22 protein-coding genes and 1 tRNA gene are annotated in these 22,898 nt (G+C 70.4%); 9 read left to right on the plus strand and 14 right to left on the minus strand.

Features of this window, described 5'->3' with window-relative positions; translation table 11 throughout:
- The first annotated feature begins 17 nt into the window (after positions 1–17).
- On the plus strand, positions 18–1,136 hold the full coding sequence (locus ACFQ7Q_RS14635; protein WP_383554197.1) for an ADP-ribosylglycohydrolase family protein: 1,119 nt from the start codon (positions 18–20) through the stop codon (positions 1,134–1,136).
- Here the strand turns inward: ACFQ7Q_RS14635 and ACFQ7Q_RS14640 are convergent.
- Complete coding sequence (locus ACFQ7Q_RS14640; protein ID WP_383554200.1) at positions 1,121–2,668, minus strand: sodium:solute symporter family protein; 1,548 nt, start codon at positions 2,666–2,668, stop codon at positions 1,121–1,123. The two genes, ACFQ7Q_RS14635 and ACFQ7Q_RS14640, sit on opposite strands and share 16 nt — an antisense overlap.
- 209 nt (positions 2,669–2,877) lie before the next feature.
- The gene (locus ACFQ7Q_RS14645) at positions 2,878–3,660 is read right to left on the minus strand and encodes an SDR family oxidoreductase (protein WP_383554203.1); all 783 of its coding nucleotides are present in this window, start codon (positions 3,658–3,660) and stop codon (positions 2,878–2,880) included.
- A gap of 82 nt (positions 3,661–3,742) precedes the next feature.
- Here ACFQ7Q_RS14645 and ACFQ7Q_RS14650 point away from each other — a divergent pair, with 82 nt between their 5' ends.
- Positions 3,743–4,564, plus strand: coding sequence for a hypothetical protein (locus ACFQ7Q_RS14650; protein WP_383554206.1), 822 nt, complete (start codon positions 3,743–3,745; stop codon positions 4,562–4,564).
- A gap of 87 nt (positions 4,565–4,651) precedes the next feature.
- On the opposite strand, the gene ACFQ7Q_RS14655 is transcribed toward ACFQ7Q_RS14650, so the two are convergent.
- The 3 genes from ACFQ7Q_RS14655 to ACFQ7Q_RS14665 form a co-directional block, all read right to left on the minus strand.
- A complete protein-coding gene (locus ACFQ7Q_RS14655; protein WP_383554208.1) occupies positions 4,652–4,852 on the minus strand; it encodes a DUF397 domain-containing protein in 201 nt (66 codons plus the stop codon).
- 240 nt (positions 4,853–5,092) lie between these two features.
- Entirely contained in the window at positions 5,093–5,953 is an 861-nt protein-coding gene (locus ACFQ7Q_RS14660; protein WP_383554211.1) for a helix-turn-helix domain-containing protein, read from the minus strand.
- A gap of 190 nt (positions 5,954–6,143) precedes the next feature.
- A complete protein-coding gene (locus ACFQ7Q_RS14665) occupies positions 6,144–6,848 on the minus strand; it encodes a GPP34 family phosphoprotein (RefSeq protein ID WP_376443311.1) in 705 nt (234 codons plus the stop codon).
- Positions 6,849–7,010: 162 nt separating this feature from the next.
- On the opposite strand from ACFQ7Q_RS14665, the gene ACFQ7Q_RS14670 reads away from it, so the two are divergent.
- The 3 genes from ACFQ7Q_RS14670 (at position 7,011) to ACFQ7Q_RS14680 (ending at position 12,261) form a co-directional block, all read left to right on the plus strand.
- Positions 7,011–9,470, plus strand: coding sequence for a D-alanyl-D-alanine carboxypeptidase (locus ACFQ7Q_RS14670; protein WP_383554215.1), 2,460 nt, complete (start codon positions 7,011–7,013; stop codon positions 9,468–9,470).
- A gap of 240 nt (positions 9,471–9,710) precedes the next feature.
- Entirely contained in the window at positions 9,711–11,399 is a 1,689-nt protein-coding gene (locus ACFQ7Q_RS14675; RefSeq protein ID WP_383554217.1) for an MFS transporter, read from the plus strand.
- A 46-nt stretch (positions 11,400–11,445) separates the two neighbouring features.
- A complete protein-coding gene (locus ACFQ7Q_RS14680) occupies positions 11,446–12,261 on the plus strand; it encodes an adhesin (protein ID WP_383554221.1) in 816 nt (271 codons plus the stop codon).
- A 16-nt stretch (positions 12,262–12,277) separates the two neighbouring features.
- Here the strand turns inward: ACFQ7Q_RS14680 and ACFQ7Q_RS14685 are convergent, their stop codons facing one another.
- Together ACFQ7Q_RS14685 and ACFQ7Q_RS14690 are read right to left on the minus strand one after the other, a co-directional pair.
- The gene (locus tag ACFQ7Q_RS14685; protein WP_383554357.1) at positions 12,278–12,757 is read right to left on the minus strand and encodes a diadenosine tetraphosphate hydrolase; all 480 of its coding nucleotides are present in this window, start codon (positions 12,755–12,757) and stop codon (positions 12,278–12,280) included.
- 416 nt (positions 12,758–13,173) lie between these two features.
- The gene (locus tag ACFQ7Q_RS14690) at positions 13,174–14,730 is read right to left on the minus strand and encodes a right-handed parallel beta-helix repeat-containing protein (protein ID WP_383554224.1); all 1,557 of its coding nucleotides are present in this window, start codon (positions 14,728–14,730) and stop codon (positions 13,174–13,176) included.
- A gap of 161 nt (positions 14,731–14,891) precedes the next feature.
- On the opposite strand from ACFQ7Q_RS14690, the gene ACFQ7Q_RS14695 reads away from it, so the two are divergent.
- From ACFQ7Q_RS14695 to ACFQ7Q_RS14705, 3 genes are all read left to right on the plus strand, one after another.
- Positions 14,892–15,428, plus strand: a complete 537-nt coding sequence (locus ACFQ7Q_RS14695) for a VOC family protein (RefSeq protein WP_383554227.1) — start codon at positions 14,892–14,894, stop codon at positions 15,426–15,428.
- Complete coding sequence (locus ACFQ7Q_RS14700) at positions 15,421–16,224, plus strand: MerR family transcriptional regulator (protein WP_383554229.1); 804 nt, start codon at positions 15,421–15,423, stop codon at positions 16,222–16,224. Before ACFQ7Q_RS14695 ends, ACFQ7Q_RS14700 begins: the two co-directional genes overlap by 8 nt.
- Before the next feature lie 117 nt (positions 16,225–16,341).
- Positions 16,342–16,635, plus strand: coding sequence for a hypothetical protein (locus tag ACFQ7Q_RS14705; RefSeq protein WP_383554232.1), 294 nt, complete (start codon positions 16,342–16,344; stop codon positions 16,633–16,635).
- A gap of 174 nt (positions 16,636–16,809) precedes the next feature.
- Here ACFQ7Q_RS14705 and ACFQ7Q_RS14710 read toward each other — a convergent pair whose 3' ends face one another.
- On the minus strand, positions 16,810–17,403 hold the full coding sequence (locus ACFQ7Q_RS14710) for a hypothetical protein (RefSeq protein WP_383554234.1): 594 nt from the start codon (positions 17,401–17,403) through the stop codon (positions 16,810–16,812).
- A 207-nt stretch (positions 17,404–17,610) separates the two neighbouring features.
- Here ACFQ7Q_RS14710 and ACFQ7Q_RS14715 point away from each other — a divergent pair, with 207 nt between their 5' ends.
- On the plus strand, positions 17,611–19,938 hold the full coding sequence (locus ACFQ7Q_RS14715) for an LAETG motif-containing sortase-dependent surface protein (RefSeq protein WP_383554237.1): 2,328 nt from the start codon (positions 17,611–17,613) through the stop codon (positions 19,936–19,938).
- A gap of 143 nt (positions 19,939–20,081) precedes the next feature.
- Here the strand turns inward: ACFQ7Q_RS14715 and ACFQ7Q_RS14720 are convergent.
- The 6 genes from ACFQ7Q_RS14720 to ACFQ7Q_RS14745 all read right to left on the minus strand — a co-directional run bounded on the left by ACFQ7Q_RS14720 (position 20,082) and on the right by ACFQ7Q_RS14745 (position 22,823).
- Positions 20,082–20,154: transfer RNA gene (locus ACFQ7Q_RS14720), tRNA-Arg, on the minus strand.
- A 182-nt stretch (positions 20,155–20,336) separates the two neighbouring features.
- The gene (locus ACFQ7Q_RS14725) at positions 20,337–20,789 is read right to left on the minus strand and encodes an iron chaperone (RefSeq protein WP_383554239.1); all 453 of its coding nucleotides are present in this window, start codon (positions 20,787–20,789) and stop codon (positions 20,337–20,339) included.
- Positions 20,790–20,844: 55 nt separating this feature from the next.
- Complete coding sequence (locus ACFQ7Q_RS14730) at positions 20,845–21,306, minus strand: pyridoxamine 5'-phosphate oxidase family protein (RefSeq protein WP_383554241.1); 462 nt, start codon at positions 21,304–21,306, stop codon at positions 20,845–20,847.
- Complete coding sequence (locus ACFQ7Q_RS14735) at positions 21,303–21,929, minus strand: glyoxalase (protein WP_383554244.1); 627 nt, start codon at positions 21,927–21,929, stop codon at positions 21,303–21,305. Before ACFQ7Q_RS14735 ends, ACFQ7Q_RS14730 begins: the two co-directional genes overlap by 4 nt.
- Positions 21,930–21,934: 5 nt before the next feature.
- Positions 21,935–22,372, minus strand: a complete 438-nt coding sequence (locus ACFQ7Q_RS14740; protein ID WP_383554247.1) for a helix-turn-helix transcriptional regulator — start codon at positions 22,370–22,372, stop codon at positions 21,935–21,937.
- A 40-nt stretch (positions 22,373–22,412) separates the two neighbouring features.
- On the minus strand, positions 22,413–22,823 hold the full coding sequence (locus tag ACFQ7Q_RS14745; RefSeq protein ID WP_383554250.1) for a VOC family protein: 411 nt from the start codon (positions 22,821–22,823) through the stop codon (positions 22,413–22,415).
- Positions 22,824–22,898: the final 75 nt, after the last annotated feature.

Below are 22,898 nucleotides of genomic sequence, written 5' to 3' on the forward strand. Positions count from 1 at the left end.
CCGGGGGAGGGCACGTCGTGACCACGAGCGCTGCGGCCGTGTGGGGCCGCGCCGAACAGCAGGACTTCCGGGCCCGGGTCCGCGGCTGTCTCCTCGGCGGGGCCGTGGGCGACGCCTTCGGCGCGGGTGTCGCGACGCTCTCCCTGGAGGCGATCAGGACCGCTCATGGCGCCGAGGGGCTCACCGAGCCGGTCCCCGCGCACGGCAGGCGCGGCGCGGTCACCGCCGCCAGCCAGATGACCCTCTTCACCGTCGACGGACTGATACGCGCCCAGGTCCGCCGCGACACCGGCGCCTGGCACCCGCCCACCGACGTCCACCGCGCCCATCTGCGCTGGGCGGCCACGCAGCGCGACTGGGGTCCCGACGAGCGGCGTACGGACCTGGGCTGGCTGGCCCGGGAGGAGTGGCTCTACGCCCGCCGCGACCCCGCGCGCGCCTGCCTCACCGGTCTGGGCGACGAGCTCCTCGGCACCCTCGACAAGCCCAAGAACCCCGACGCGGCCGACTCCGGGGCCCTGGTCCGCTCCGCGCCCTTCGGCCTCCTCGTCGGCTGGGAGCCGCAGCTGGTGTGCCAGCTGGCCGTGGAGTGCGCGGCGCAGACGCACGGCGACCCCGCCGCGTATCTGGCGGCCGGCGCGCTCGCCGTCGTCGTGCACGGGCTCGCGCGCGGCGAGAGCGTGGACGGGTCGGTGCAGCGGGCGCTGGCCCAGCTCACCCAGCGCCCCGGCCACGAGCCCGTCACCGCCGCGCTCCAGCAGGCCCTGGGGGCCGTACGCCAGGGGATGCCGAACGCGGGCCGGGTCACCGATCTCGGCGCGGACGAGGACCGGGCGGAGTGCCAGCTCGCCGCCGCCGTCTACTGCGCCCTCGTCGGCGAGGACATCCGCCACGGGCTGCGGCTCGCGGTCAACCACGACGGCCCGTCCGCGGTGACCGGAGCCGTCACGGGGGCGCTGCTCGGCGCCCTGCACGGCGAGACGGCCCTCCCGCCGGCCTGGCTGGCCGAACTGGAGGGCCGTTCCACGATCCTGGAGCTCGCCGACGACTTCGCGATGGAGATGACGCAGGGCGCCGCCCTGCACAGTCCCTCGGAGTCGCACCCGGGCTGGCTGGCCCGCTACCCGAGGGGCTGACCGGCGGGCTCGCCGGAGGCCTGCGGCGGGACGGCGGCGCCGCCGTCCTCGTCGGGGTCCTGGTTGATCCTGGCCAGGATCTCGTCGCGCTCCGGGGTGTCCTCGGGCTTGATGAAGCCGATGAGGACGTAAAGGATCAGCGAGGTCGCGAGCGGCGAGACGATCTGGATCTGCAGCTCGATGCCGTCCAGGCCGTAGTTGGTCAGCCAGAAGGCGAACAGGCCCGCCGCCCAGGAGACGAGGGCGGCCGTCGGCCCGGACTTCCGGAACGTCTTCAGCAGGCCCAGCATGAACGGGATCGCGATCGGCCCCATCAGTCCGGCCACCCACTTGATGACGACGGTGATGATGTCCTTGAAGGCGGGGGAGTTGACCTGCGTGGCGACCGCCATCGACAGGCCGAGGAACGCGATCGTCGACCAGCGCGCCGCGATCAGTCCGGCCTGCTGCGTCCAGCCGCGGGCCGCCTTGCTCATGACGGGCGCGATGTCGCGGGTGAAGACGGCCGCGATGGCGTTGGCGTCCGAGGAGCACATGGCCATGGTGTGGGAGAAGAAGCCGACGATGACCAGGCCGAGCAGTCCGTGCGGCAGCAGCTGCTCGGTCATCAGGGCGTAACTGTCGGACGCGTCGGGCTTCTTCGGGTCGACGAGCAGCGGCGCGACCCACATGGGGAAGAAGAGGACCAGCGGCCAGACGAACCACAGCACCGCGGAGAGCCGGCCGGAGCGGGTGGCCTCGCGGGCGTTGGGGGTGGCCATGTAGCGCTGGGCCTGGTTCCACATGCCGCCGCTGTACTCGAAGGTCTTGATGAAGAGGTACGCCAGCAGGAACGTCAGCGTGTACGGGCCGGCGGTCGGCGCGGTGTGGCCCTGGAGCTCCGGCCGGTCCCAGACGTCCCACAGCGCGCTGATCCCGCCGAGCTCGGCGAGGACGGCGACGAGCATCGCGATGCCGGCGAAGAACTGGATGATGAACTGGCCGAGTTCGGTGAGCGCGTCGGCCCACAGGCCGCCGACCGTGCAGTAGATGCCGGTGATCACGCCGGTGATGAGGATGCCCTGGTTGAGGGAGATCCCGGTGAAGACGGAGAGCAGGGTGGCGATCGCCGCCCACTTCGCGCCCACGTCGACGATCTTCAGCAGCACCCCGGACCAGGCGAGGGCCTGCTGTGTGGGGAGGTTGTACCGGTTCTTCAGATACTCCAGCGGCGAGGCGACATGGAGCCGCGAGCGCAGCCGGTTGAGGCGGGGCGCGAAGAGATGGGCGCCGATGGCGATGCCGATCGCGATGGGGAAGGACCAGGTGACATAGGACGTGACGCCGTATGTGTACGCGATGCCGGCGTACCCGGTGAACATCACCGCGCTGTAGCCGGACATGTGGTGCGAGATGCCGGAGAGCCACCAGGGCATCTTCCCGCCGGCGGTGAAGAAGTCGGAGACGTTGTCCACGCGCTTGTGGGACCAGACGCCGATCGCGACCATGACGCCGAAATAGCCGATGAGCACGGCCCAGTCGAGACTGTTCATTGAGCCCCCTCCAGGGGTCCGGTCCGCCTTGTGAACGCCGTTCATGGTGTGGTGAGTTGACGGGCCAGGACAACGCGGTGGAGGGTCAAGAGCAAGTAAAATCGTTCTCCTTACTGACCTGCGTTCACGTCCATGAATCCAGATGGGGTGAAAAGGGCCGCACGGTACGCCGTCGCGTACCGTGCGGCCCGGTCTCCGCCCGCGGGGTGCTACCGCATCAGCTCTCCCGCGTTGACGAGCAGCGACTGCCCGGTGATCGCCCGTGCCCGGTCCGAGACCAGGAACGCCGCCGCCTCCGCCACGTCCCCGTCCGTCGCCAGCTCGGGCAGCGCCATCCGCTCCGTGAGCCGCGCCAGCACCTCGTCCTCCGCGACCCCCTCCGTATGCGCGGTGAACTGGACGTACGCCTGGACCGGCGGGCCCCACATCCACCCCGGCAGCACGGTGTTGACCCGGATCCGGTGCGGCCCCAGCTCCCGCGCCATCGAGTACATCGCCGAGGTCAGCGCCCCCTTCGAGGCCGCGTACGCCGCCTGCCGCACCTGTGAGGGCGCGGCCACGGCCGACTGCGTACCGATCAGGACCACCGAACCTCCCCGCTCCTTCAGCGCCGGCAGACAGGCCCGGGTCATCCGCAGCGTGCCGAGCAGATTGACGTCCAGGACCCCCTGCCAGGTGGCGAAGTCCGCGTCCTCGATCCCGCCGAAGTAGCTGTCCCAGGCGGCGACATGGACCACGGCATCGATCGCGCCGAACCGCTCCAGCGCCAGCGCGGCGAGCGCCTCGCACTGCGCCTCGTCGGTGATGTCGGTGGCCCGGTGGGCGGTCTGCCGTCCGCCGGGGTCGATCCCGGCCGCCGACTTGGCGAGATTGGCCTCGGTGCGCGCGCCGAGGACCGCGTTGCCGCCCTCCCGCACCACCGTCTCGGCGATCCGGTGGCCGAGTCCGGCGCCGACACCCGACACGACCACGGTCTTTCCCTGAAGCAGCATCCGGGTGCCTCCCGACTCTGGCGATCGATCTGACGACCCGTCAGAGTAGGAGCCTCCGGAGGACAAGGGAAGGGGTACGGGCATGAGTGACGAGACGTACGCGGAGCTGGCGGCCGTCGGGCCGTACGGGGTGCACCCCGGCCACGCGCTGATCACGATGGTCGAGCCGCACCCGGGCCACGAGTACGCCTACAACCGCTGGTACGAGGACGACCACTACTACGCGGGCGCCATGGCGATGCCCTGGATGTTCGCGGGCCGCCGCTGGGTCGCCACCCGCGACCTCCAGGAACTGCGCACCCCGGAGAAGTCCGCCGTCGCCCAGCCCGTCACCGCCGGCTGCTACCTCTCCACCTACTGGGTCACCGAGGGCCGCTACGACGAGCACATGAAGTGGACCGTCGCCATCAACAAGCGGCTCAACCGCGACGCCCGCGTCTACCGCGACCGTACGCACGTCTTCACGGCCTTCCAGGACCACGAGGCCACGGTGTACCGCGACGGGGCGGCCGGGCCGCGGGACTTCCACGCCCTCGACCACCCCTACCAGGGGCTCGTCCTCCAGGTCGTCGACACCGACGGGCCGGAGCGGAGGGCCGAACTGCTCGAACGGCTGCGGTCGAGCGAACTGCCCAGGCGCCTCGCCGGCTCACCGGCCGCCATGGTCACCGTCTTCCGGCCGACGCCGCTGCCCGGAGACCGCATGACGTACGTGAAGCAGGTCGAGGGGGTCGACAACCGGCTGACCCTGCTGTGGTTCCTGGAGCGCGACCCCCGCGCCTGCTGGGCGGAGCACTTCGCGGACCTGGACACGGTCGGCGGCGAGGGGGGACGGGTCGAACTGGTCGCGCCGTTCATTCCGACCGTGCCGGGCACGGACCAGTACGTGGACCGACTCCGCTGAGGACATGGCCGAGCCCCCTCGGCCAGGACGGCGGACCGGTCGAGAGGGCTCTTTCCGTACGTACCGTGGTGCTCGGAACAGGCGGGCTCAGAGCGCCCCGTTGCTCACTTCACCGACGAAGGCGTTCCAGGACGCCGAGCCGAAAGCGATGGACGGACCCTCGGGGGCCTTGGAGTCCCGGACCGCGATCGCGGTCATGAGGGGGGACTTGACTTCGACGCAGGCCCCGTTACCGCCGGAATACGAGGACTTCGTCCAGGTGTCCGTAGCGCCCTGAATAATCGCCATGTTCTTCACTCCGGTTCTGCCAGTAGTGTGTCGCGCCAACTCATGCTGGCGTGATCGACGCTACTCGTCGGGTCCGCCGTGTGGGGGCGGCGTTCACCCGACCGGATGGCATATTCCAACTGCCCTTCCGTTGGGACGAGTCCGGGGTGTACCGTACGGGCCTCTTCGCGTCGGGCCCCTGCCGAATGGCTGCTTTCAGGGCCGAATCGGAGAATTCGGAAGGGCCACCGTTTTCCGCTCTCAACCGGCGGCGTACGTCTTCGCGATGTCCGAAATGAACTCCCGGGTCTGCTCCACATTCAGGGCCTGCGCCCGCAGGTGCTCGTACATCACGCTGTACTTCGCGACATCCTGTGCCTTCTCCAGATAGAGGTCGCTCGTCACGCCCTCGATGTAGACGACGCTGGAGTCGGAAGTGTCCGGGAATTCCAGGATCGCGTAATGCCCGCTGATGCCCGGATGCGCACCCATCTCGAACGGCAGCACCTGAACGGTCACATGCGGCAGCTGCGACTGCTCGACGAGATGCTCCAGCTGCTGGATCATCAGCTGCTTGTTGCCGACCACCCGGCGCAGCGCGCCCTCGTCGATGACCGCCCACAGCCGCAGCGGTCGCTCCTCGTCCTTGATCCGGTCCTGGCGCCGGGTGCGGACGGTGACCCGTTTGTCGATGTCGGTCGGGTTCGACTCCGGTAGCGCGCCGCTGATCACGGCCTCCGCGTAGCCGTGGGTCTGCAGCAGGCCGGGGATGATCTGCGGCTCGTACACCCGCAGGCTCTCGGCGTCCGTCTCCAGGCCGATGTAGACGCTGTACGGGATGTCGCCGAAGGCATGCCACCAGCCCTGCTGACGCGAGTCCTTGGCCATCTGCATCAGCGACTCGACGACCCGCTCGTCCTCGACCTCGTACACCCCGCAGAGGTCGCGGACATCGCGCTGGCTGATGGAACGACGGCCGTTCTCGAGGCGGCTGATCTTCGACTGGGAGACGAGGAGACGCTCGGCGACCTGCTCGGCCGTCATGTTCTTCGCTTCCCGGAGCCGGCGCAGCTCCTGGCCCAATCGGCGTCGCCTGACGGTGGGGTTGACGTTGGACGCCACGGAAACTGCACCTCCGGCTGTCGGCTGCGTAGCTGTGAGTATCTACTGCTTGGCAGACTGCCACCAAAGGTGTGGTGTGCGCTGGGAAATGGCGACAACGCAGGGGGAACGCGGAAACGCACGTGTGCGGCTCCCGGAATGGATCCGGCGGATCCGGTCGAACTCGTGGATCCGGTAGGACTCGTGGAACTCAGTGCACGGCGGCGCGCGCCATGCTGCCACGGCGCGGCTGCTGTGGAACGCCGCCCGGGGCACTGCGGCGCGGCTGTGCGGCCACACCGTTCTGGACGTCCATCACGGCGTGCGCCACGAGTCCGCCCATGGGGTCGTGCCGGATCAGATCGCGCAGTCGGGACCGCGACGACCGTCCTTCGTTCCCCGGGTACAGGTGCTTGCCGAGACCGACCGCGTGGGCCAGCGCGGCGAGCGCCGCGGTCCGCGGGTCCGGCGGTACGCCGGTGCGGATCGCACTGTCCAGCCGGGCCCTGATGTCCCGGCTGATCGCCGTCTCCGTCGCCTGGTAGCGAGTCGTCGGCAACACCCCGCACATCTGGCCCTCCACGGCATGGACCATGCCGCAGCGCTCCAGGTGAGCGAGGTAGATCTGGCGCAGCCCCAGTCGGGGCCCGCCGATCCAGTGGACCGCCCGAACCGGGCTGCCACGCCTGCGCAGCAGCTCCAGTGCGGAGTCCAGAGTCGGATCTCCGGTCGGCCGTGGCATCACCACGGCGATACGATCCCCGTCAGGGGCTATCCGTCCTGCCAGAGCCAGCTCCACTAGCTGTGCTCCGGCGAGGCCGAGGTCGAGCGACTGCGGCTGCGCTGTGGTACCCGTGGCCGGGTCCAGAGCGAGCAACAGAAGCTCCTCCGGAATTGTTCTGCGGCTCCTGCCCATCCATGCCTCCCCGCGTGGATGAGTCACAGGGTGACCCCTCTCACATTCATCTGTCGAGAGCGCCTGGGTGCTTCGTACGGGAACCAGTAGGTATGTCGTTCTCGTCTAGCACGGGGGCCAACGGGTTCACACAGGACACTGGTACACGGTTCGGACGTACGCATGACGCATGGAGGAGGCACGGTGGCGGGCGAGTCCCCCGACAAGGCGGAGCAGCAGGAGTCTTCGCAGGAGGCTCCTGCGGGTGGCGGCGGCAGGGATCCGCGACTGGCCGTGCTCCGCGAGTCCGCGTCCTCGTCGACGGCGTCCACGGGTTCGACGGCGGGTGCGGCGACGGCGTCGCCGGTCCAGGTCGACCAGCCGACCGCCGTCTTCAAGGCGCTGGCCCCGCGGACGTCGGAGGACGACGCGCCGTCGGAGGAGGCCGCTCCCGAGGAAGCCGCTCCCGAGGAGGCCGCGACTCAGGGCGCGGCCCCTCAGGAGCCCGCGGAGGGCGACCGCCTGCGGGCGGCGGTGGCGGCATGGGTCGCCACCGGCGACGGGGAGGACGAGGCCGCCGGGGAGCCGGCCGACGAGGCGACCGAGGCGACCGAGGCGACTGGCGCCGACGGCGAGGACGATGCCGAGGCGGAGGGCGACGCTGCCGCAGCCGAGGTGACGGCCGACGTCGACGCCGCGGTCGAGACGGACGCCGCGGACGCCGCGGACGAGCTCCGGGCCGACGCCGAGCCGTTGGCCGACGCCGAGCCGTTGGATGGCGCCGAGCCGGTGGACGGCGACGAGCCGGCCGCGGAGGCCGACGTCGAGACCGAGACCGACCGTGACGCGGAGAAGGCCCGGGACTCCTGGTTCGCCGCGCGCAAGCCGGCCGACGCCGAGGCCGAGGACGACGCCGAAGCCGAGCCTCAGGCGGACGCCGAGCCCGCGTCCGAGGACGAGCCTGAGGGCGACGACACCGAGCCCGCGTCCGAGGACGAGCCCGAAGCCGCCTCCGAGGCCGCCGGAAGGCCCAAGGCCGACGAGCCCGTCGATCAGCCCACCACCATGTTCAGGGCCGTACGACCGCCCGTCGTGGACCAGCCGACGACCGCGCTGAAGCTCCCGCCGCTCCCGGAGCCCCCGGCGACCCCCAAGCCCGCCGCCGAGCGCCCGAGCACGTTCGTGCCGCTGCGCCCCGACGCCGCCACGGCCAAGGCCCCTGAGCCCAAGGCTCCCGAGCCCAAGGCCCCGCAGCCCAAGGCGCCGCAGGCCAAGGCGCCCGAGGCGAAGGCGCCCGTCTCCCCGCCCCCGCCGTCCCTCGCCGAGGCGGAGCGGACCAGGCAGCAGCCCATGCCGCCGCTGCCGCCGCTCGACCTGCTCGCGGAGCTCACGAACACACCGCCTCCGCCGCAGACCCCCCTGCGCACCACCATGCGACGCGTCCGGATCTGGACTCCGCTGGTCGTCCTTCTTCTGATCATCTTTGCAGTCGTACAGTTCGTCCGACCGCTCCCCAACCCCACCCTGACGCTCTCCGCCGCGCCCACCTTCACCTTCGAGGGCGGCGAGCTGAACATGCCGTGGCCCACCGAGGGACAGGGCGCCGCCGAGGTCGAGGGCGTCGGTTCGCTCGGCACCTACGGGGCCCAGAAGCCGGCCCCGCTCGCGAGCGTGGCGAAGACGATGACGGCGTACGTGATCCTCCGGGACCACCCGATCAAGGGCAAGGAGAACGGCCCCGAGATCGAGATCGACAAGAAGGCCGCGGACGAGGCAGGCGCGGAGTTCGAGTCGACGGCGCCGGTCAAGGAGGGCCAGACGTACACGGAGAAGGAGCTGCTCCAGCTCCTCATGATTCCCTCCGCGAACAACGTCGCCCGTCGGCTCGCCCGCTGGGACGCCGGTTCGGAGGCCGCGTTCGTCGAGAAGATGAACGCCGCCGCGAAGGACCTCGGCATGACGGACTCGGTCTACACCGACCCGTCGGGCCTGGAGTCGACCACCGTCTCCACCCCGCAGGACCAGCTGAAGCTGGCGAAGGCGGTCATGCAGTACGACGTGTTCCGGGAGATCGTGAACATGCCGAACCTCACCGTCGACGGCATCCCCGGTCGGATCGAGAACAACAACAACATCGTGCTGGAGCAGGGTGTCAGCGGGATCAAGACCGGCTCCTCGACGCCCGCGGGCGGCAACCTGCTCTGGTCCGCGAACACCGTGATCGACGGCAAGGAGCGGCGGATCCTCGGCATCGTCATGGGAGCCAAGGACGCCAAGCTGCTGCACGACAAGCTCCAGCTGGCGATCGACTACAGCCTCAAGCTGATCCAGGGCGCGCAGAAGGACGTCACCTCCGCCGCCGTGGTCCGCAAGGGCCAGGTCGTCGGCCACATCGACGACGGCCTCGGCGGCCGCACCCCCGTCGTCGCCGACAAGGAACTCAAGGCCGTCGGCTGGCCGGGCCTGAAGGTGGACCTCGACCTCACCGACGGCGGCAAGGCCGTCCCGCACGCCGGCAAGGCGGGCGACGTCGTCGGCCAGGTGTCCATCGGCACCGGCACCGGCAAGGTCAGCGCGCCCGTGTCCCTCCAGAAGGACCTGGTGGAACCGGGCTTCGACAAGAAGCTGACCCGTCTGGGCTGACTCGACTGGGCACCCCGGGCTTCCGGGGTGCCCAGCTGTTAGCGTTCCGGACATCGAGACATGCGCGAGAGGCAGCACGGGAGAGGGCCGCGAGTGACCACCGCCGAGCCGACACGCGCAGACGAGGGCGCGCACCCGCCGGCTCCCTCGCGTCCCCGAATAAACCTCCCGGCGCCCCGGCCACCGGTCGAGACCGCCCCCCGTCCCCGGCCGGTGCGGCGCAAGCGGCGCTATCCCGTCATGATCGCGACGGGTGTGGCCGCACTCGCCCACGTCCTCTGGTTCTTCCTGTTCGCGAACAGTGGCGGCGACCTCGCGGCCCAGGACGCGTGGGCCGAGTTCGTGGGCCGCCACCCGGACTCCGCGTACAACCTCGCCTGGTACGGCGGGATGCACCCGGTCTCGTACAGCGTGATCTCTCCGTACGTGATGTCGGTGCTCGGCGTCCGTACGACGATGATGATCGCCGGCACGGTCTCGGCCGGTCTCACGGCGCTGATCCTGGTGCGGGTGCGGGCGGTCCGTAATCCGCTGGCGTGCTCACTGGCCGGGGTCTTCGCGTTCCTGTGCAACGCCCTGTCGGGGCGGGTGACGTTCGGGCTCGGCATGATGTTCGCGCTCGGCGCGGTCGCCGCCGTGTTCTGCTGGCCGTACCGCTGGCGCCACCGACGCTGGGCGAAGGCGGCGGTCGCCGCCCCGCTCGCCGGTCTCGCCACCGCGTGCAGCCCGGTCGCGGGCCTCTTCCTCGGGGTCGCGGCGGCGGCGCTCTTCCTGAACAAGCGGCGCCCCGGCGCGTACGCCCTCGGCCTCGCGCCGGTGCTGGTCGTCGCGCTGTCGTCCTGGCTGTTCCCCTTCTCCGGTACGCAGCCGATGTCGCTGGCCTCGACGTCGCTGCCGTTCCTCTTCGGCGTCCTGGTCTTCCTCCTCGTACCGCGCGAGTGGCGCACCGTGCGCACGGGCGCGGCGGTCTACGCGGCGGGCACGCTCCTCACCTGGCTGATCGACTCCCAGATCGGCTCGAACGTCTCCCGCCTGGTGATGCTCTTCGCGGGCGTGGTCCTCCTGGCGGCCCTGCCCTACACGGCGCCGCGCTCGCGCCGCTGGTACGCGGTCGTGCTCGCCTTCGTCGGCCTGAACTTCTGGATCGGCTTCAAGGGCGTCGACGACGTCATCCGCACCGCCCCGGACGCGTCCTGGGCCCGCGAGGTGGCACCGCTGATCAACCAGCTGCAGGTGCGCGGGGCGGAGAAGGCGCGGGTGGAGGTCGTACCGGCCTCCAGCCACCGCGAGTCCTCCGCCCTCACCCCGTACATCAACCTCGCGCGGGGCTGGAACCGGCAGGCGGACATGGAGCGCAACCCGCTCTTCTACGACGACACCCTGAACGCCACGAACTACCAGGACTGGCTCGACCGCTGGGCCGTGCACTACGTGGTCCTGCCGACCGGGGCGCCGGACTCGGGCGCGGAGCGGGAGGCGGAGCTGGTCGGGGACGGGCTGCCGTATCTGAAGCAGGTCTGGTCCGACGCGAACTGGCGGCTGTACGAGGTCGACGACCCGGCACCGCTGGCGGAGCCGCCGGCCAAGGTGCGGCGGGCGGGCGCCGACGAGGTCGTCATCGAGGTCGACAGTCCGGGCCGGGTGCTGATCCGGGTGCCCTACTCGCCGTGGCTGGCGCTCCTCGACGAGAACGGCGGCAAGATCGAGCCGCCGGAGGAGACGGAGGCGTCGAAGGCGGCGCGCGAGGCCTCGCCGACGGAGCTGCCGAAGGTCTTCCTGAACGCCTCCGGCTGCCTGCTGAAGACCGAGGCGGACGTCGAGGGAGACGAGTGGACGGAGCTGGTGGCGCCGAAGGCGGGCGTCTACCGGCTGGCGGCGCCGTACAAGTTCTTCCCACGGGGCACTGCATGCCCGGAGGAACTCCGCTGAGTCGGCCTTAGGGTGTGCCGCTATGGCATGCGAAAAGTGCGGCGGCGTGGGAAGGGGCCCGCTGCCGGGGATGGGCTGCCGGCAGTGCGTGGGCATCACGATCAGGCGGCGCGGGCCCGGCCGCGCGGTGGCGCTGGCGGCCGTCGCGGCCTTGGGCTGCCTGGCGGTGGTCGTCTCGCTTGCCGGGGCGGAGGACCCGCCTCCGGCGGCCGCGGAGGGGGAGCCGCCGATACGGACGGTCCCGACGAGGAACGGGCCGACGGAGTTCCCGGGCGCACCGGACCCGGGCGGCGCGACCCCGAGCACGGACGCTCCGACCCCCTCGACGCCCGCCCCCTCCTCCACCCACCCGGCCCCACCGCACTACGAGGTGTGGGCGGGCCCGGGATGTCACGGAGGCGGCTACTCGGAGTCGGGCCGGTACGCGGACGGCTTCGAGGGCTGGTACACGGTCCGGACGGGCGGCTTCCGGGGCGGGGGCTGCGACGGCCGCTTCTCGGCGCTCCCGATGTCGGGCAGCGCGACGGAGGACCACGACAACTCGGCGACCTGGACGTGGGACGTGGGTCCCGCGTACCGCACCTGCGACCTCGCGGTCCACGTCCCGAGCCCTCCGCGCCCGCAGGACGCGGCCGGGGACCCGTCGGTGTACCAGCTCCTGGCGCACGGCACCCCGTACGCCACCTTCACCGTCGATCAGGTCGACCACCCGGGCGACCTGGTCCCCACGGGCAGCCACCCCCTGCGCGCCCCCACGTTCACGGTCCGCCTCCTCGACCGAGGCCAGGACTGGGGCACCCCCGCCCGCGAACAGGCCCACCACGCGGCGGGCCAGATGCGCCTGACGTGCCGGCAGGCGTAGGAGGACCGGCCGGCGTTCAGTCCGCCGAGCCCAGCCGGTCCAACTCCTCCCCGATCGCGGCACGCAACGAGTCGTGCCGAGGCCCGAGCGCGAACCGCTCGTCGCTCCACCGGTCGCGGGGGTAGAGCCACACGGGCATGCGCACCAAGTCGTCCGGCTCCCAGTCGAACCGCGGCCAGACGTGCGCATGCAGAAAGCCGTCGGTGTTGCCCAGGATCTCCAGATTGACCCGCCGAAAGCCGCCGTCGCTCCGCCGACAGGCGCGCTCGACGGCCTCTCCGAGCCGGTCCATGTCGGACAGGAACTCCAGCCGCCTGCGGCGGGGAAGCTCGGACAGCCGCTGCACATCGGGATCGTCCGCCAACAGCACCGAGTACCCCGGCAGGAACTGCACATCCCCGATCACGGCGAACCCGGCGTCCAGACGCCGCATGACGGCCGGGTTCTCCCCTCGCAGCGCACTACCGATCCGATCCGCCCGCCAGTCGTGATTCACCATGGGCCGACCCTAGGCGGGATGTACGTCCGCGTCCTGCCCGCCCCCGGGCCGGCTCCCCGGGGAGCCGGCGCCGCACCGCGTCACTTCCGGCGCTTGCCCGCCTTCGCCTCCCGTTCGGCCTCCTTCCGCTTCCGGACGGTGTAGGAGGACCAGTCCCCCCGATGGCGATCGCACCTCGACGCCCCCACCATGGCGAGGCGCTGACACCTCGTGCCCTTCTGCGTCGTCGCTCCACACGTGGACTGCGTACGAGCCATGATCCCCACCCCTGGTCTCGACCGATGTGCAGACCGATCCAGGGTCGCCGGGTACGCACCCCGCACGGAAGGCGCACACCGATGCACGCCGGGTGTCGGCCGAGGCATCGGGGCGCACGCCCTCCCAGGACGCCTCGGCCGGATCGCCGTCAGGGGTTACCGCGGACCGGGGCGCTGATGGGCGCCGATGTCGGTCGTGCCGTGCAGGCGGTTGCCGAAGTAGTCGTGCGCCCCGGCGTTCTCGATCGGCGTGCCCGCGCCGAGTGCGGGGGAGCCGGGGCGCAGCCGGAGGTCACTCGGACTGTCCGGGGTGGCGTCGAGAAATCGCGGATCCGCCGTCACCGCGTTGGCGTCGCCCGCCGGCACGGCGCCCACGCCCACGTAGAGGTTGTGGTCGTACGTGTTCAGCGCGTCGACGATCGGGGAGCCGCCCTCGGCCGTGCTGACGAAGATGTTGTTGCGGAAGGTCACCCCTCCCTTGCCGTTGTCGCTGACCATCGCCGTGCCCTTCTGGTCGGTCACGACGGTGTTGTTGTAGACCTGGGTGTTGGTGCCGGGGGCCGGGCAGACCACGGAGATCACGCCGTACGGCGGGCTCCATGTGTTGCGGTCGTTGATGCTCACGTTGTAGCGGAAGACGTTGTCGGACGTCTTCATGCCGGTGGCGTTGCAGACGAGCAGGAAGCCGCCCTCGTTGTCGTGGCTGTAGTTGTACTGGTAGACGTTGCGGTTGTTCCCGCCGTCGAAGTCGAAGGCCTGCGAGTCGAGCGTCCCGTGGCCGCCGGTGACCTCGTTGTACTGGTAGACGGCGTCGTCGAAGTTCCACGCCCAGATGCCGACGTTGTAGCCGGCCGAGCGCATGTTGAACCCGTCCACGTGGTTGTGCTCGACGAGTGCGTGGTGGCCGTGCTGGAGCACGATGCCGTCGCCGCCGACGTCGATCACCTTGTTGTTGCGGATCGTGAGGTCGGTGTTGGGCGCCCAGCCGGGTGCCCCGCTGTTGGGGTGCTCGGGACGCCTGCCCCAGCTGGACGCGGTGGAGATGCCGGTCCGGTCCACGTGCCGGACGGTCGAGTCGGTCACCGTGATCCCGTCGAAGCGGGTCGGGGTCGCCGTGCCGCGGACGACGAAGAGGATCCCGCCCGACGGGTCAGGGTCCTTGTGGTCGGAGCCGTTGACGTCGTGCACGTCCACGTCGTCGACGACGTAGTGCTCACCCGTACCGAAGTCGGTGAGACGGAACAGGATGCCGGCGCGGCGCTCCTGCGGACCCGGCGCGGCGCCCTTGTTGGAGACGTCCAGGTTGCGCAGCTCCCACTGCTCGACGTTCTCCAGCAGGACGGCGGCGCGGGCACCACCGCCCTGGATGCGCGGCTTCGCGCCCTTCCCGTAGGCGTCGACCCTGACCGGTGCGCCCTCGGCGCCGGACCCGGTCGGGGCCAGCACGCCGTCGCAGGTGCTGCCGCGCCGGAACAGGATCCGGTCACCGGGGCCGTACGTGACGGCACTCGCCTTCTCCAGCGAGTCCCAGGCGGAGCCCGGGGACGTACCGGAGGCGCTGTCGGAGCCCGAGCCGCAGTCGATGAAGTACGTCGTGCCGGCGTGCCGCCCGCCGTCGCCGGCCTGCGTGCTCGCCACGGCGGGCAGGGCGCCCGCCGTGGCCGAGAGCACCACGGCGAGCACTGCTCTCGTGCCCCAACTGGTCATCCGCATGGCGCGTTCCCCTCTGTCGGTACGTGGCGGTTCGGTGGGGGACGCTGCCAGGGCTCGCGGGGTCGGGGCCATGCACAGAAAGAGCGGGACCTTGTGTTTCCGTCACCGCCTCACGGGCCGGACTTGACCCTCACGTCGCGTGAGGCTGAAGGGTGGTGCGCATGAGCGACTACTACAACGCGTTCGAGACCAGCCCCGTACCCGCCCCCGGCCCTGACGCGGTTCCGCCGGAGCCGTTCCACGGCATCTACGGAATGCCCGCGTTCGTGACCATCCCCACGAGCGACATGGCGGCGTCGGTGGAGTTCTGGACCCGTGGGCTCGGGTTCTTCGAGCTGTTCGCCATTCCCGGCACGCTGGTGCACTTGCGCCGGTGGGCGTTCCAGGACGTACTCCTCGTCCATGCGGAGAGCGTTCCGGAGCAGGCGCCGGCGATGGGCGTCAGCTTCGCGTGCGTGCTGAGCCAGGTCGATTCCGTCGTCGAGGCATGTCGCGCGCTGCGCCCGAACGCGGTCGACGGACCACGGGACACCCCCTGGAACACGCGCGATGTGGAGGTGATCACCCCTGAGAACGCACGGATCGTCATCACCGCGGCGAAGCCCTTCGATCCGGGCAGTCAGGAGGCGCGGAACCTCGCCGCCATCGGGATCACCCCACCGGGCGCCGGTCGCGGCGACAATGGGGAACATGCCTGATACCCCCGACGTCGACGGCCTGACCGTCGGTCAGGTCTCGACGCGTCTGGGCGTGACGGTCCGCGCGCTGCACCACTGGGACGAGATCGGTCTGGCGCGACCCTCGCTGCGCACGGCCGCCGGATACCGCCTCTACACCGCCGGCGATCTGGAGCGCCTGCACCGCGTCGTCGTCTACCGCGAGCTCGGTCTCGGCCTGGACAGGATCAGGGAGGTCCTGGACGACTCGACGGCGGACGTGCCCGGCGCGCTGCGCGCGCAGCGCACCCAGGTCGCCGAACGGATCGACCGCCTCCAGCGGCTCGGCGCCGGACTGGACCGGATGATCGACGCCCACGAGCGCGGTCTGCTGCTGACCGTCGAGCAGCAGGCCGCGATCTTCGGCCCGCAGTGGAACCCGGACTGGCCCGCCGAGGCCCGTCAACGCTACGGAGCGAACGCGCAATGGCTGCAGTACGCGGAGCGTTCGGCCTCTCGTGGCCCTGAGGAATGGCAGGCCGTCGCCGACGCCAACACCGGCCTCGACCGCGCCCTCGGGGAAGCGATGGACGCCGGTGTCCTCCCCGGCAGCCCGGAAGCGAACGAACTGGTCGAGCGGCACCGCGAGCTCTTCGCCTCGTACTTTCCCCTCACCCGGCAGATGCAGGTCTGTCTCGGCCGCCTGTACGAGGCCGATCCCGGATTCGCCGCCCACTACGACGGCATCCGCACCGGCCTCGCCGCATGGCTCCGCCGAAGCATCGACGCCGACGCACGCACCCACGGCATCGACCCCGACACCGCGACGTGGCAGTAGAACGCGGGCCTGTCGTCGCCCGCCGACTTCGTCGCTCTGTGAACTCGCCCGATTACCCAACGCTATTATCGCGGGCATTGCCGCGGCCACGCGGCGGATCGAGAGAGGGGCATCTGAATGGCCATCATCGTCACCTTCGACTTCCCTGACGCCGGGCAGGAGCTTTACGACACGGTCATCGAGCGCGTGACCGACGGGCGCGGCTTCACGCGGTTCGCGGACGTGCCGACCACAGGTCTCGTCTCCCACGCTGCGGGGCCGGTCGACGGAGGGTTCCGCGTGACCGAGGTCTGGGAGAGCGTGGAAGCCCTCGAAGCCCACGCGAAGACCTTCGGCCCGATCCTGGCCGACCTCGGCCACACCGACGTGCAGCCCACGATCATCCCGGCGCACAACGTCGTCGTCCGGTAGGGCCGGTTCGGGCGGCGCCTGAACCTCGCCGTCGGCGCCGTGGATGTCGGCCGTGATGCCGAAGACCCCGGACCGTGATCGGTCCGGGGTCTTCTCCCATGTGCCCCCGGAAGGATTCGAACCTGCGACAGGAGCCGCAGCCGGCGCGGCCCTGGCCGGCGCCTTGCGCGGCGGCTAGCTGTCGGGGTGGTAGCGGCAGGACGAATCGTCGCAGGAGGTGGGTACCTCCCATCGGCTGCCGATGCGGTGCAGGAGGCCCTGATCCGCCGGGCGGGCGGGGAGGTTGCACAAGATCTCGGTGGGGGAGTAGATCGGCCGCGCGTCGTCCTCGATGTGCTCGGGGTCGGTGTAGTGGAATTCCTCCCGCCGTTCCCAGGGCGGGGTGATGTGCGGCCGGTGGTCGAGGGGGTTGTCGTCGGCGAAGGAGGGGTGGAACCGCCACTGGGTGCCGAAGGCGCGGTTGTGGACCTCACCGAGATACCAGGCCGCAACCGAGACCGGGGGCGTGTCCATCACCTCGCGGGCCTGAGCGGGGCTGTCGAACGCGTCCCGGACGAGCGCTTCGAGCCGGGGGAGAGAATCCACGGTGAAGTCCCACGGCCCGCGGCCGGCGCGTTCCTCCGCCCAGGCGGGGAATCCGGTGCGCTGCTCGTCCAGCCACTTCTCCAGCACCGGGTTGTGGGCGCTGACGTGGTCTCGGGTCTTCTCTTCACGCAGGTACTCGGCGTACTCGTCTTCGTCCATGTCGCGCGGGTCGGTCCACTCCATGCCCCGAGACTAGGTGAACCATGTGTGCGCGGTGTAAAGATCCCGCATGGCACGTGAGTTGTCGGTGCGCCGTCAGTAATTCGAGCGCGGGCGGGGAGAGTTGAGGCCCTAGGGTGGGATGTTCCCGCAGCGGCGCCGACTGACCACGGGGGCCCGTGGCGCCACGCGAGGAGATCTGACTGACCTGGGGCCCCCAGGGGGATTCTCGTGACCCGACACATACGTTCCCGAGGCCGCTGGTGGGCGCGGGCGGCGATCGCGCTGGCCTGCGCCGGCGCCGTCTCGCTGACCGGTCTGCCCGGCTGGGACCAGGCCGAGGCGAAGGCGAAACCTCCGCTGAAGCAGGGGAAGCGCTGCGACGAGGAGTACAAGGACTTCTACGACTTCTCCGACGTCGTCGAAGGCGGCCTCCCGGCCGACGGGTACGCCCGGCCGGACGCGGACCGCGACTCGTACGACTACGTCAACGGGCAGAAGCAATGGGACGGCCTGGCCGCGCCGACCGCTGATGAGCTCAACGAGATCAGCGACAACCCGGACGACTACAAGAAGGGTGACAAGCGGCGGGTCTGGGCCTACTACAAGAAGTCGCAGAAGACGGCCCAGTGGAAGGGGGTGTCGTTCGAGACGTACCGGGACGACTTCTACATCCCCAAGGGCGGCAACGACCCCCGCGGCAAGGCGTACATGGCCAAGCTCGTCCACGACTTCGGCCTGGTGGGTCCGGACTGGATCTGCGAGAAGGAGTTCGAGGTCGTCGACCCGGACACCAAGGAACGCTACGTACGACGTGCGGACGCCTACAACCAGCGCACCGGGGAGATCGTCGAGGGCAAGTCGAACGACAAGCCCGACCCCACGCAGCGCCCCAAGGACAAGGCGCTGCTGAAGGACCCGAACCACAAGGACAAGAAGATCTCCTACGCGTACGGGCGGGAGACGAAGGGCGGCGCGAAGAACCACGACGCCGATCTGCGGAAGATCGCCCCGGACCGGGTCAAGAAGATCTCGTACAAGGCGGACGCGGTCGAGAAGGCTCCGGGCGGTACGTCGAACAGCCCGACGCGTCGTGTCGATTCGTTCATGAACGCCAAGCCCGGCACCAGCACCGGTTCCCGGGGCGGCGGCAACGACATGATCCAGAAGTCGCCGGAGAACCCGAAGCAGCTCGCCGACCGGCTGCAGCGCATCGGCCGGATCCCCGGTGTCTCCCAGATGCCCACTCCGGGCGGCATCGACTTCTCCACCCTGGAACTCCAGTACGTCGGCACGCCCGTGAAGGGCAAGGGCCTGGACTACTCCTTCGGCGCGAAGGAGGACCCCGACAACGACACGGTCGGCTGGGGCGGCAGGGCGAAGGCGCAGATGGCCTCGGACGCGTTCTTCACGTGGCTGGCCCTGACGCCGGACAAGTTCTGGGTGAACCTCAACCCGGACACCCCCGGCACGATCATGGATGACAAGTTCGCGTCCACGGACGCCGGCCGGGTGCTGCTGGAGGCCGACCTCCGGCTCAAGCACGACTTCTTCAAGGCCATGGACCCCAAGACGGAGCTCGGCAAGAACACCTGGGACAGCCTGTCCAAGGTCAACGGCTGGCCGTGCCTGACGTCGACGCGGAACTGGATCGAGCCGAAGCCGGCGAAGGTCCGCGAGCAGGACGGCGGGATCTACATCCTCGACGCGCCGCTCAAGCTCCAGTCCGAGTACTCCGAGGTCAACACCCCCGGCCCCGGCGGCGAGCCCTGCCAGAACTCGCTGACCAAGGCCGAGATCGAGCACAACGAGCGGGTGTTCCGCAGCACGGTCGTGCCCGAGGTCGAGAAGTGGATCAACGAGTCCCCGCAGTACGCCGACCTGCGCCGTGTCTACAAGTCCCGGGTGGCGGCCGAGTTCGTCCGTCAGCAGGACGCCCGGCAGCCGACGGACTACCGCACCATCATCAACAGCAACGACGTGAAGCAGTGGCCGATCCGCGCCCCGCACCAGGACTGGAAGAAGACCGACGTCTTCGACAAGTACGTCAAGGTCTTCAAGGAGGGCGAGTTCAAGTACGAGCTCACCAAGGGGCAGGAGGTCTGGGTCATCAGCGTCGGCGGCGTGGACCTGTCCAAGCAGCCCAAGCGGAACGTCTCCCAGGCCGAGTTCCGTCTACAGAACCGGCACCTGCCCCGCCAGACCAAGACCTCGGTCAAGGCCCTCACCGACGACACCGAGCGGGAGCGGCTGCTCCTCCTCGGCGGGAACTCCAACGGCCTGAAGGACGACGACGGAGGCACCACCCCCAACCCCACCCCGACCCCGACGGGCAAGCCGACCGATCAGCCGTCGACCCCGGCCCCGGACCCCACCACCCCGGGCCCCGGTGACGGTACGACGGCCCCGCCGGCGAACAAGCCGGACCCGGACGGCGACCTCGCCGACACCGGCTCCGACACCCCCGTCGGCCTGATCGCGGGCATCGCCGCGGCGATCGTCGCCCTCGGCGGTGGCCTGATGTGGTGGACGCGCCGCCGCAAGGCCCTCGGCGAGTAGCCACGCCTCTGACGGAAGGGGCCCTCGGCAGGCTTGGGGCCCTGATGGCGAGGCGCCGGCGTACGGGTGCATGACCCGGTTGCCGGCAGCTGGTGCAGTCAAAACGGCCCGGAGCGTGATCGCTCCGGGCCGTTTTCCCGTTGTGCCCCCGGCAGGATTCGAACCTGCGACACCCGCTTTAGGAGAGCGGTGCTCTATCCCCTGAGCTACGAAGGCATTCCTGGTCGGCCGGTCCGCGGACGCCGCCGGGTGGGGTCCTTGGGGACCTCTCCCGGGCGGGGCTGTCCGGGAGCCCACTGACCGCTGACAGCCTAGCGGATCGGGCTGCGCGGGTGCGCCCCACATAAGGGATCATGTCCGGGCGTCCGCGCGGACGGGCGGGGGACCTGGGGAAACGGTCAGCTCGCCGCCCTCTTGAAGAGCTCGCCGATGAGGGCCTCGTCGGATGCCGTCAGCTTCGTCAGGGCGAAGGCCGTCGGCCACATCGAGCCCTCGTCGAGGTTGGCCGGGTCGTTGAAGCCGAGCGTGGCGTATCTCGCCTTGAACTTCTCCGCGCTCTGGAAGAAGAAGACGACCTTGCCGGCCTTCGCGTACGCCGGCATCCCGTACCAGAGCTTCGGCGTGAGGTCCGGTGCGCTCTCCTTGGCGATCGCGTGGATGCGCTCTGCGAGGGCGCGGTCCTCGTCCGGCATCTCGGCGATCTTCGCGAGCACCTCGGTCTCCGGGTCCGCCTTCGCCGCGCGCGGGCGGCGTGCCGAGGACTTCAGCTCCTTGGCGCGCTCCTTCATCGCGTCGCGCTCCTCGGCCGTGAATCCGTCGTACTTCTCGTCGGACTTCTGCTTCTCGCTCATGGCGGTTCCTCTCTCAGTCGGTCGGTGTCCGTGTGGAGCAGGGGGAGCGGTGGGGTCAGGCGAGCCAGCGGCCGTCGCGCATCAGGTCGCGGCCCCGCAGTTCGTCCGCCTCTCGCCAGGCCTGGACGCGGCGCGGACGGATCCGGAAGTACTGGTAGGGCTGATCGAGTTCGCGGGGGTCGAAGCCGGTCCTGGCCGCGAACGCGTCGCCAGTCCCCGGGGCGAGCTCGGCGATGTCCACCGGCTCGGCGGTGCCGTCGACGACGACCACGTCGCGCGTCGGTCCGAGGCCGAGGCGTACCTGGCCGCCCGCCAGCAGATTGCGGCCTGTGACCGAGGCCCGTGGCGTCGACACGAGGAACGCGGTCCCGTCCCAGAGGTACGAGAGGGGGATCAGATGGACCCCGAGGGCGTCCGAGGCGCTCGGCGTCGCGACCCAGAGGTCGACGTCGTTCTCCAGCCTCTCGCGCGTGTCCCGCAGTCTCTCCTCGAGCCCGCGCGGCGGTGCGTCCGTCACGCTTCCTCCCAGGCGAAGCCGTCCGGGTCGGTGAACGCCGTGCCCGTGGTGCCCAGCGCGATCCGGTGCGATCCGGTGCCGTCGATGGGGACGCCGACGTCCTTGGCGAGGGCGCGCCGGCCGTAGAGCGCCAGCTTGACCGGGCTCGATTCCGCGGTGGCGAACTCGACGTACTTGCGGCCGAAGCTCTTCGTCACCCTGAGGCCCTGGTCGATGTAGAACTGCTTGGTCTCGGCCACGTCCGTGGCTCCGATCAGCAGCACCATGTCGTCGATCTTCCCGGTCGCCGGGCCGGTGTCCTTCTTGGCCGACGTGGCGATCTTCCAGATCGTTCCGTCCGGGGCCTGGACGACACCGCCGTAGCCCCAGAACGACTTCGTCGCGGGCTTCAGCGCCGTGGCGCCGGCTTCGAGCGCGGCGTCGACGAAGCCGCGGACGTCGGCCGGCTGGGACACCGTGAGGGAGAGCGAGAATCCGCGGAAGCCGGTCGTCGGCGCCTCGGAGGCCCGCAGGCTCACCCGGCTGCCCAGGCCGAGGGCGGAGTAGAAGCGCTCGGCGGCCGCTACGTCGGTCACCTCGAGGGTGAGGGATGCGATGGACGTGGTGGAGGTGGTGGAGTTCATGGCGTTCACGCTAGTTCCGGCTCCCTCGGCAGTGCTTCTCGAATCCTGACCGGTCCGGTCCCGACCGGTTCCGGCGTCGCGCGACGCCGGTACTCGTCGGGCTCCATGCCGACCAGTTCGGTGAAGCGCGTGGTGAACGTGTCCGGTGACGAGCAGCCGACCGCGAGGCAGACCTCGGTCACTTCGAGGTCGCCGCGCCGCAGCAGCACCGTGGCGCGCTCGATGCGACGCGCCATCAGATAGGTGTAGGGCGACCCGCCGTAGGCGAGCCGGAACTGCCGGCTGAGGTGCCCGGCCGGCATGTTCGCGTCGAGGGCGAGGCTCTCGACGTCCAGCGGCCGCGCGTACTCCCGGTCGATCCGGTCGCGGACGCGTCGCAGGTGTGTGAAATCGCTCAGGCGCTGCGCGGCGGTGCGGGCGCGCGCCCACGCGGGATGGCACATGAGTGAGCTCCTTCGGTCCGAGCGGGCGGTGGAGTGGTGCTCAGCGAAGCTCCTGGATGCGGATCAGGTTCCCCGCCGGATCGCGGAAGGCGCAGTCGCGGACGCCGTACGGCTGCTCCGTCGGCTCCTGGACCACCTCGGCGTCGGCGGCCTGCACCTTCGCGAAGGTGTCGTCGAGGTCGGGGGTGGCCAGCAGGATCCAGCCGTAGGTGCCCTTGGCCATCATCTCGAGGATGGTGCGGCGCTCGGCCTCGGTGATCCCGGGGTCGGCGGCCGGCGGCGCCAGGAGGATGGAGGTGCCGGGCTGGCCGACGGGGCCGACCGTGATCCAGCGCATCTTGCCCTGGCCGACGTCGCTGCGGATCTCGAAGCCGAGGGCGTCGCGGTAGAAGGCCACAGAAGCGTCCGGGTCGTCGTGCGGGAGGGCGGTGGTGTTGATCGTGATGTCCATGGGCGTCACGTTAACTCCGCCTGGATGAAAGGCGCTTCTCCAATACTGATCCGTTCGGGCGGTCGCCGGCCGTCC

It is taken from the genome of Streptomyces sp. NPDC056527, assembly GCF_042794475.1.
Classification (GTDB): Bacteria; Actinomycetota; Actinomycetes; order Streptomycetales; family Streptomycetaceae; genus Streptomyces.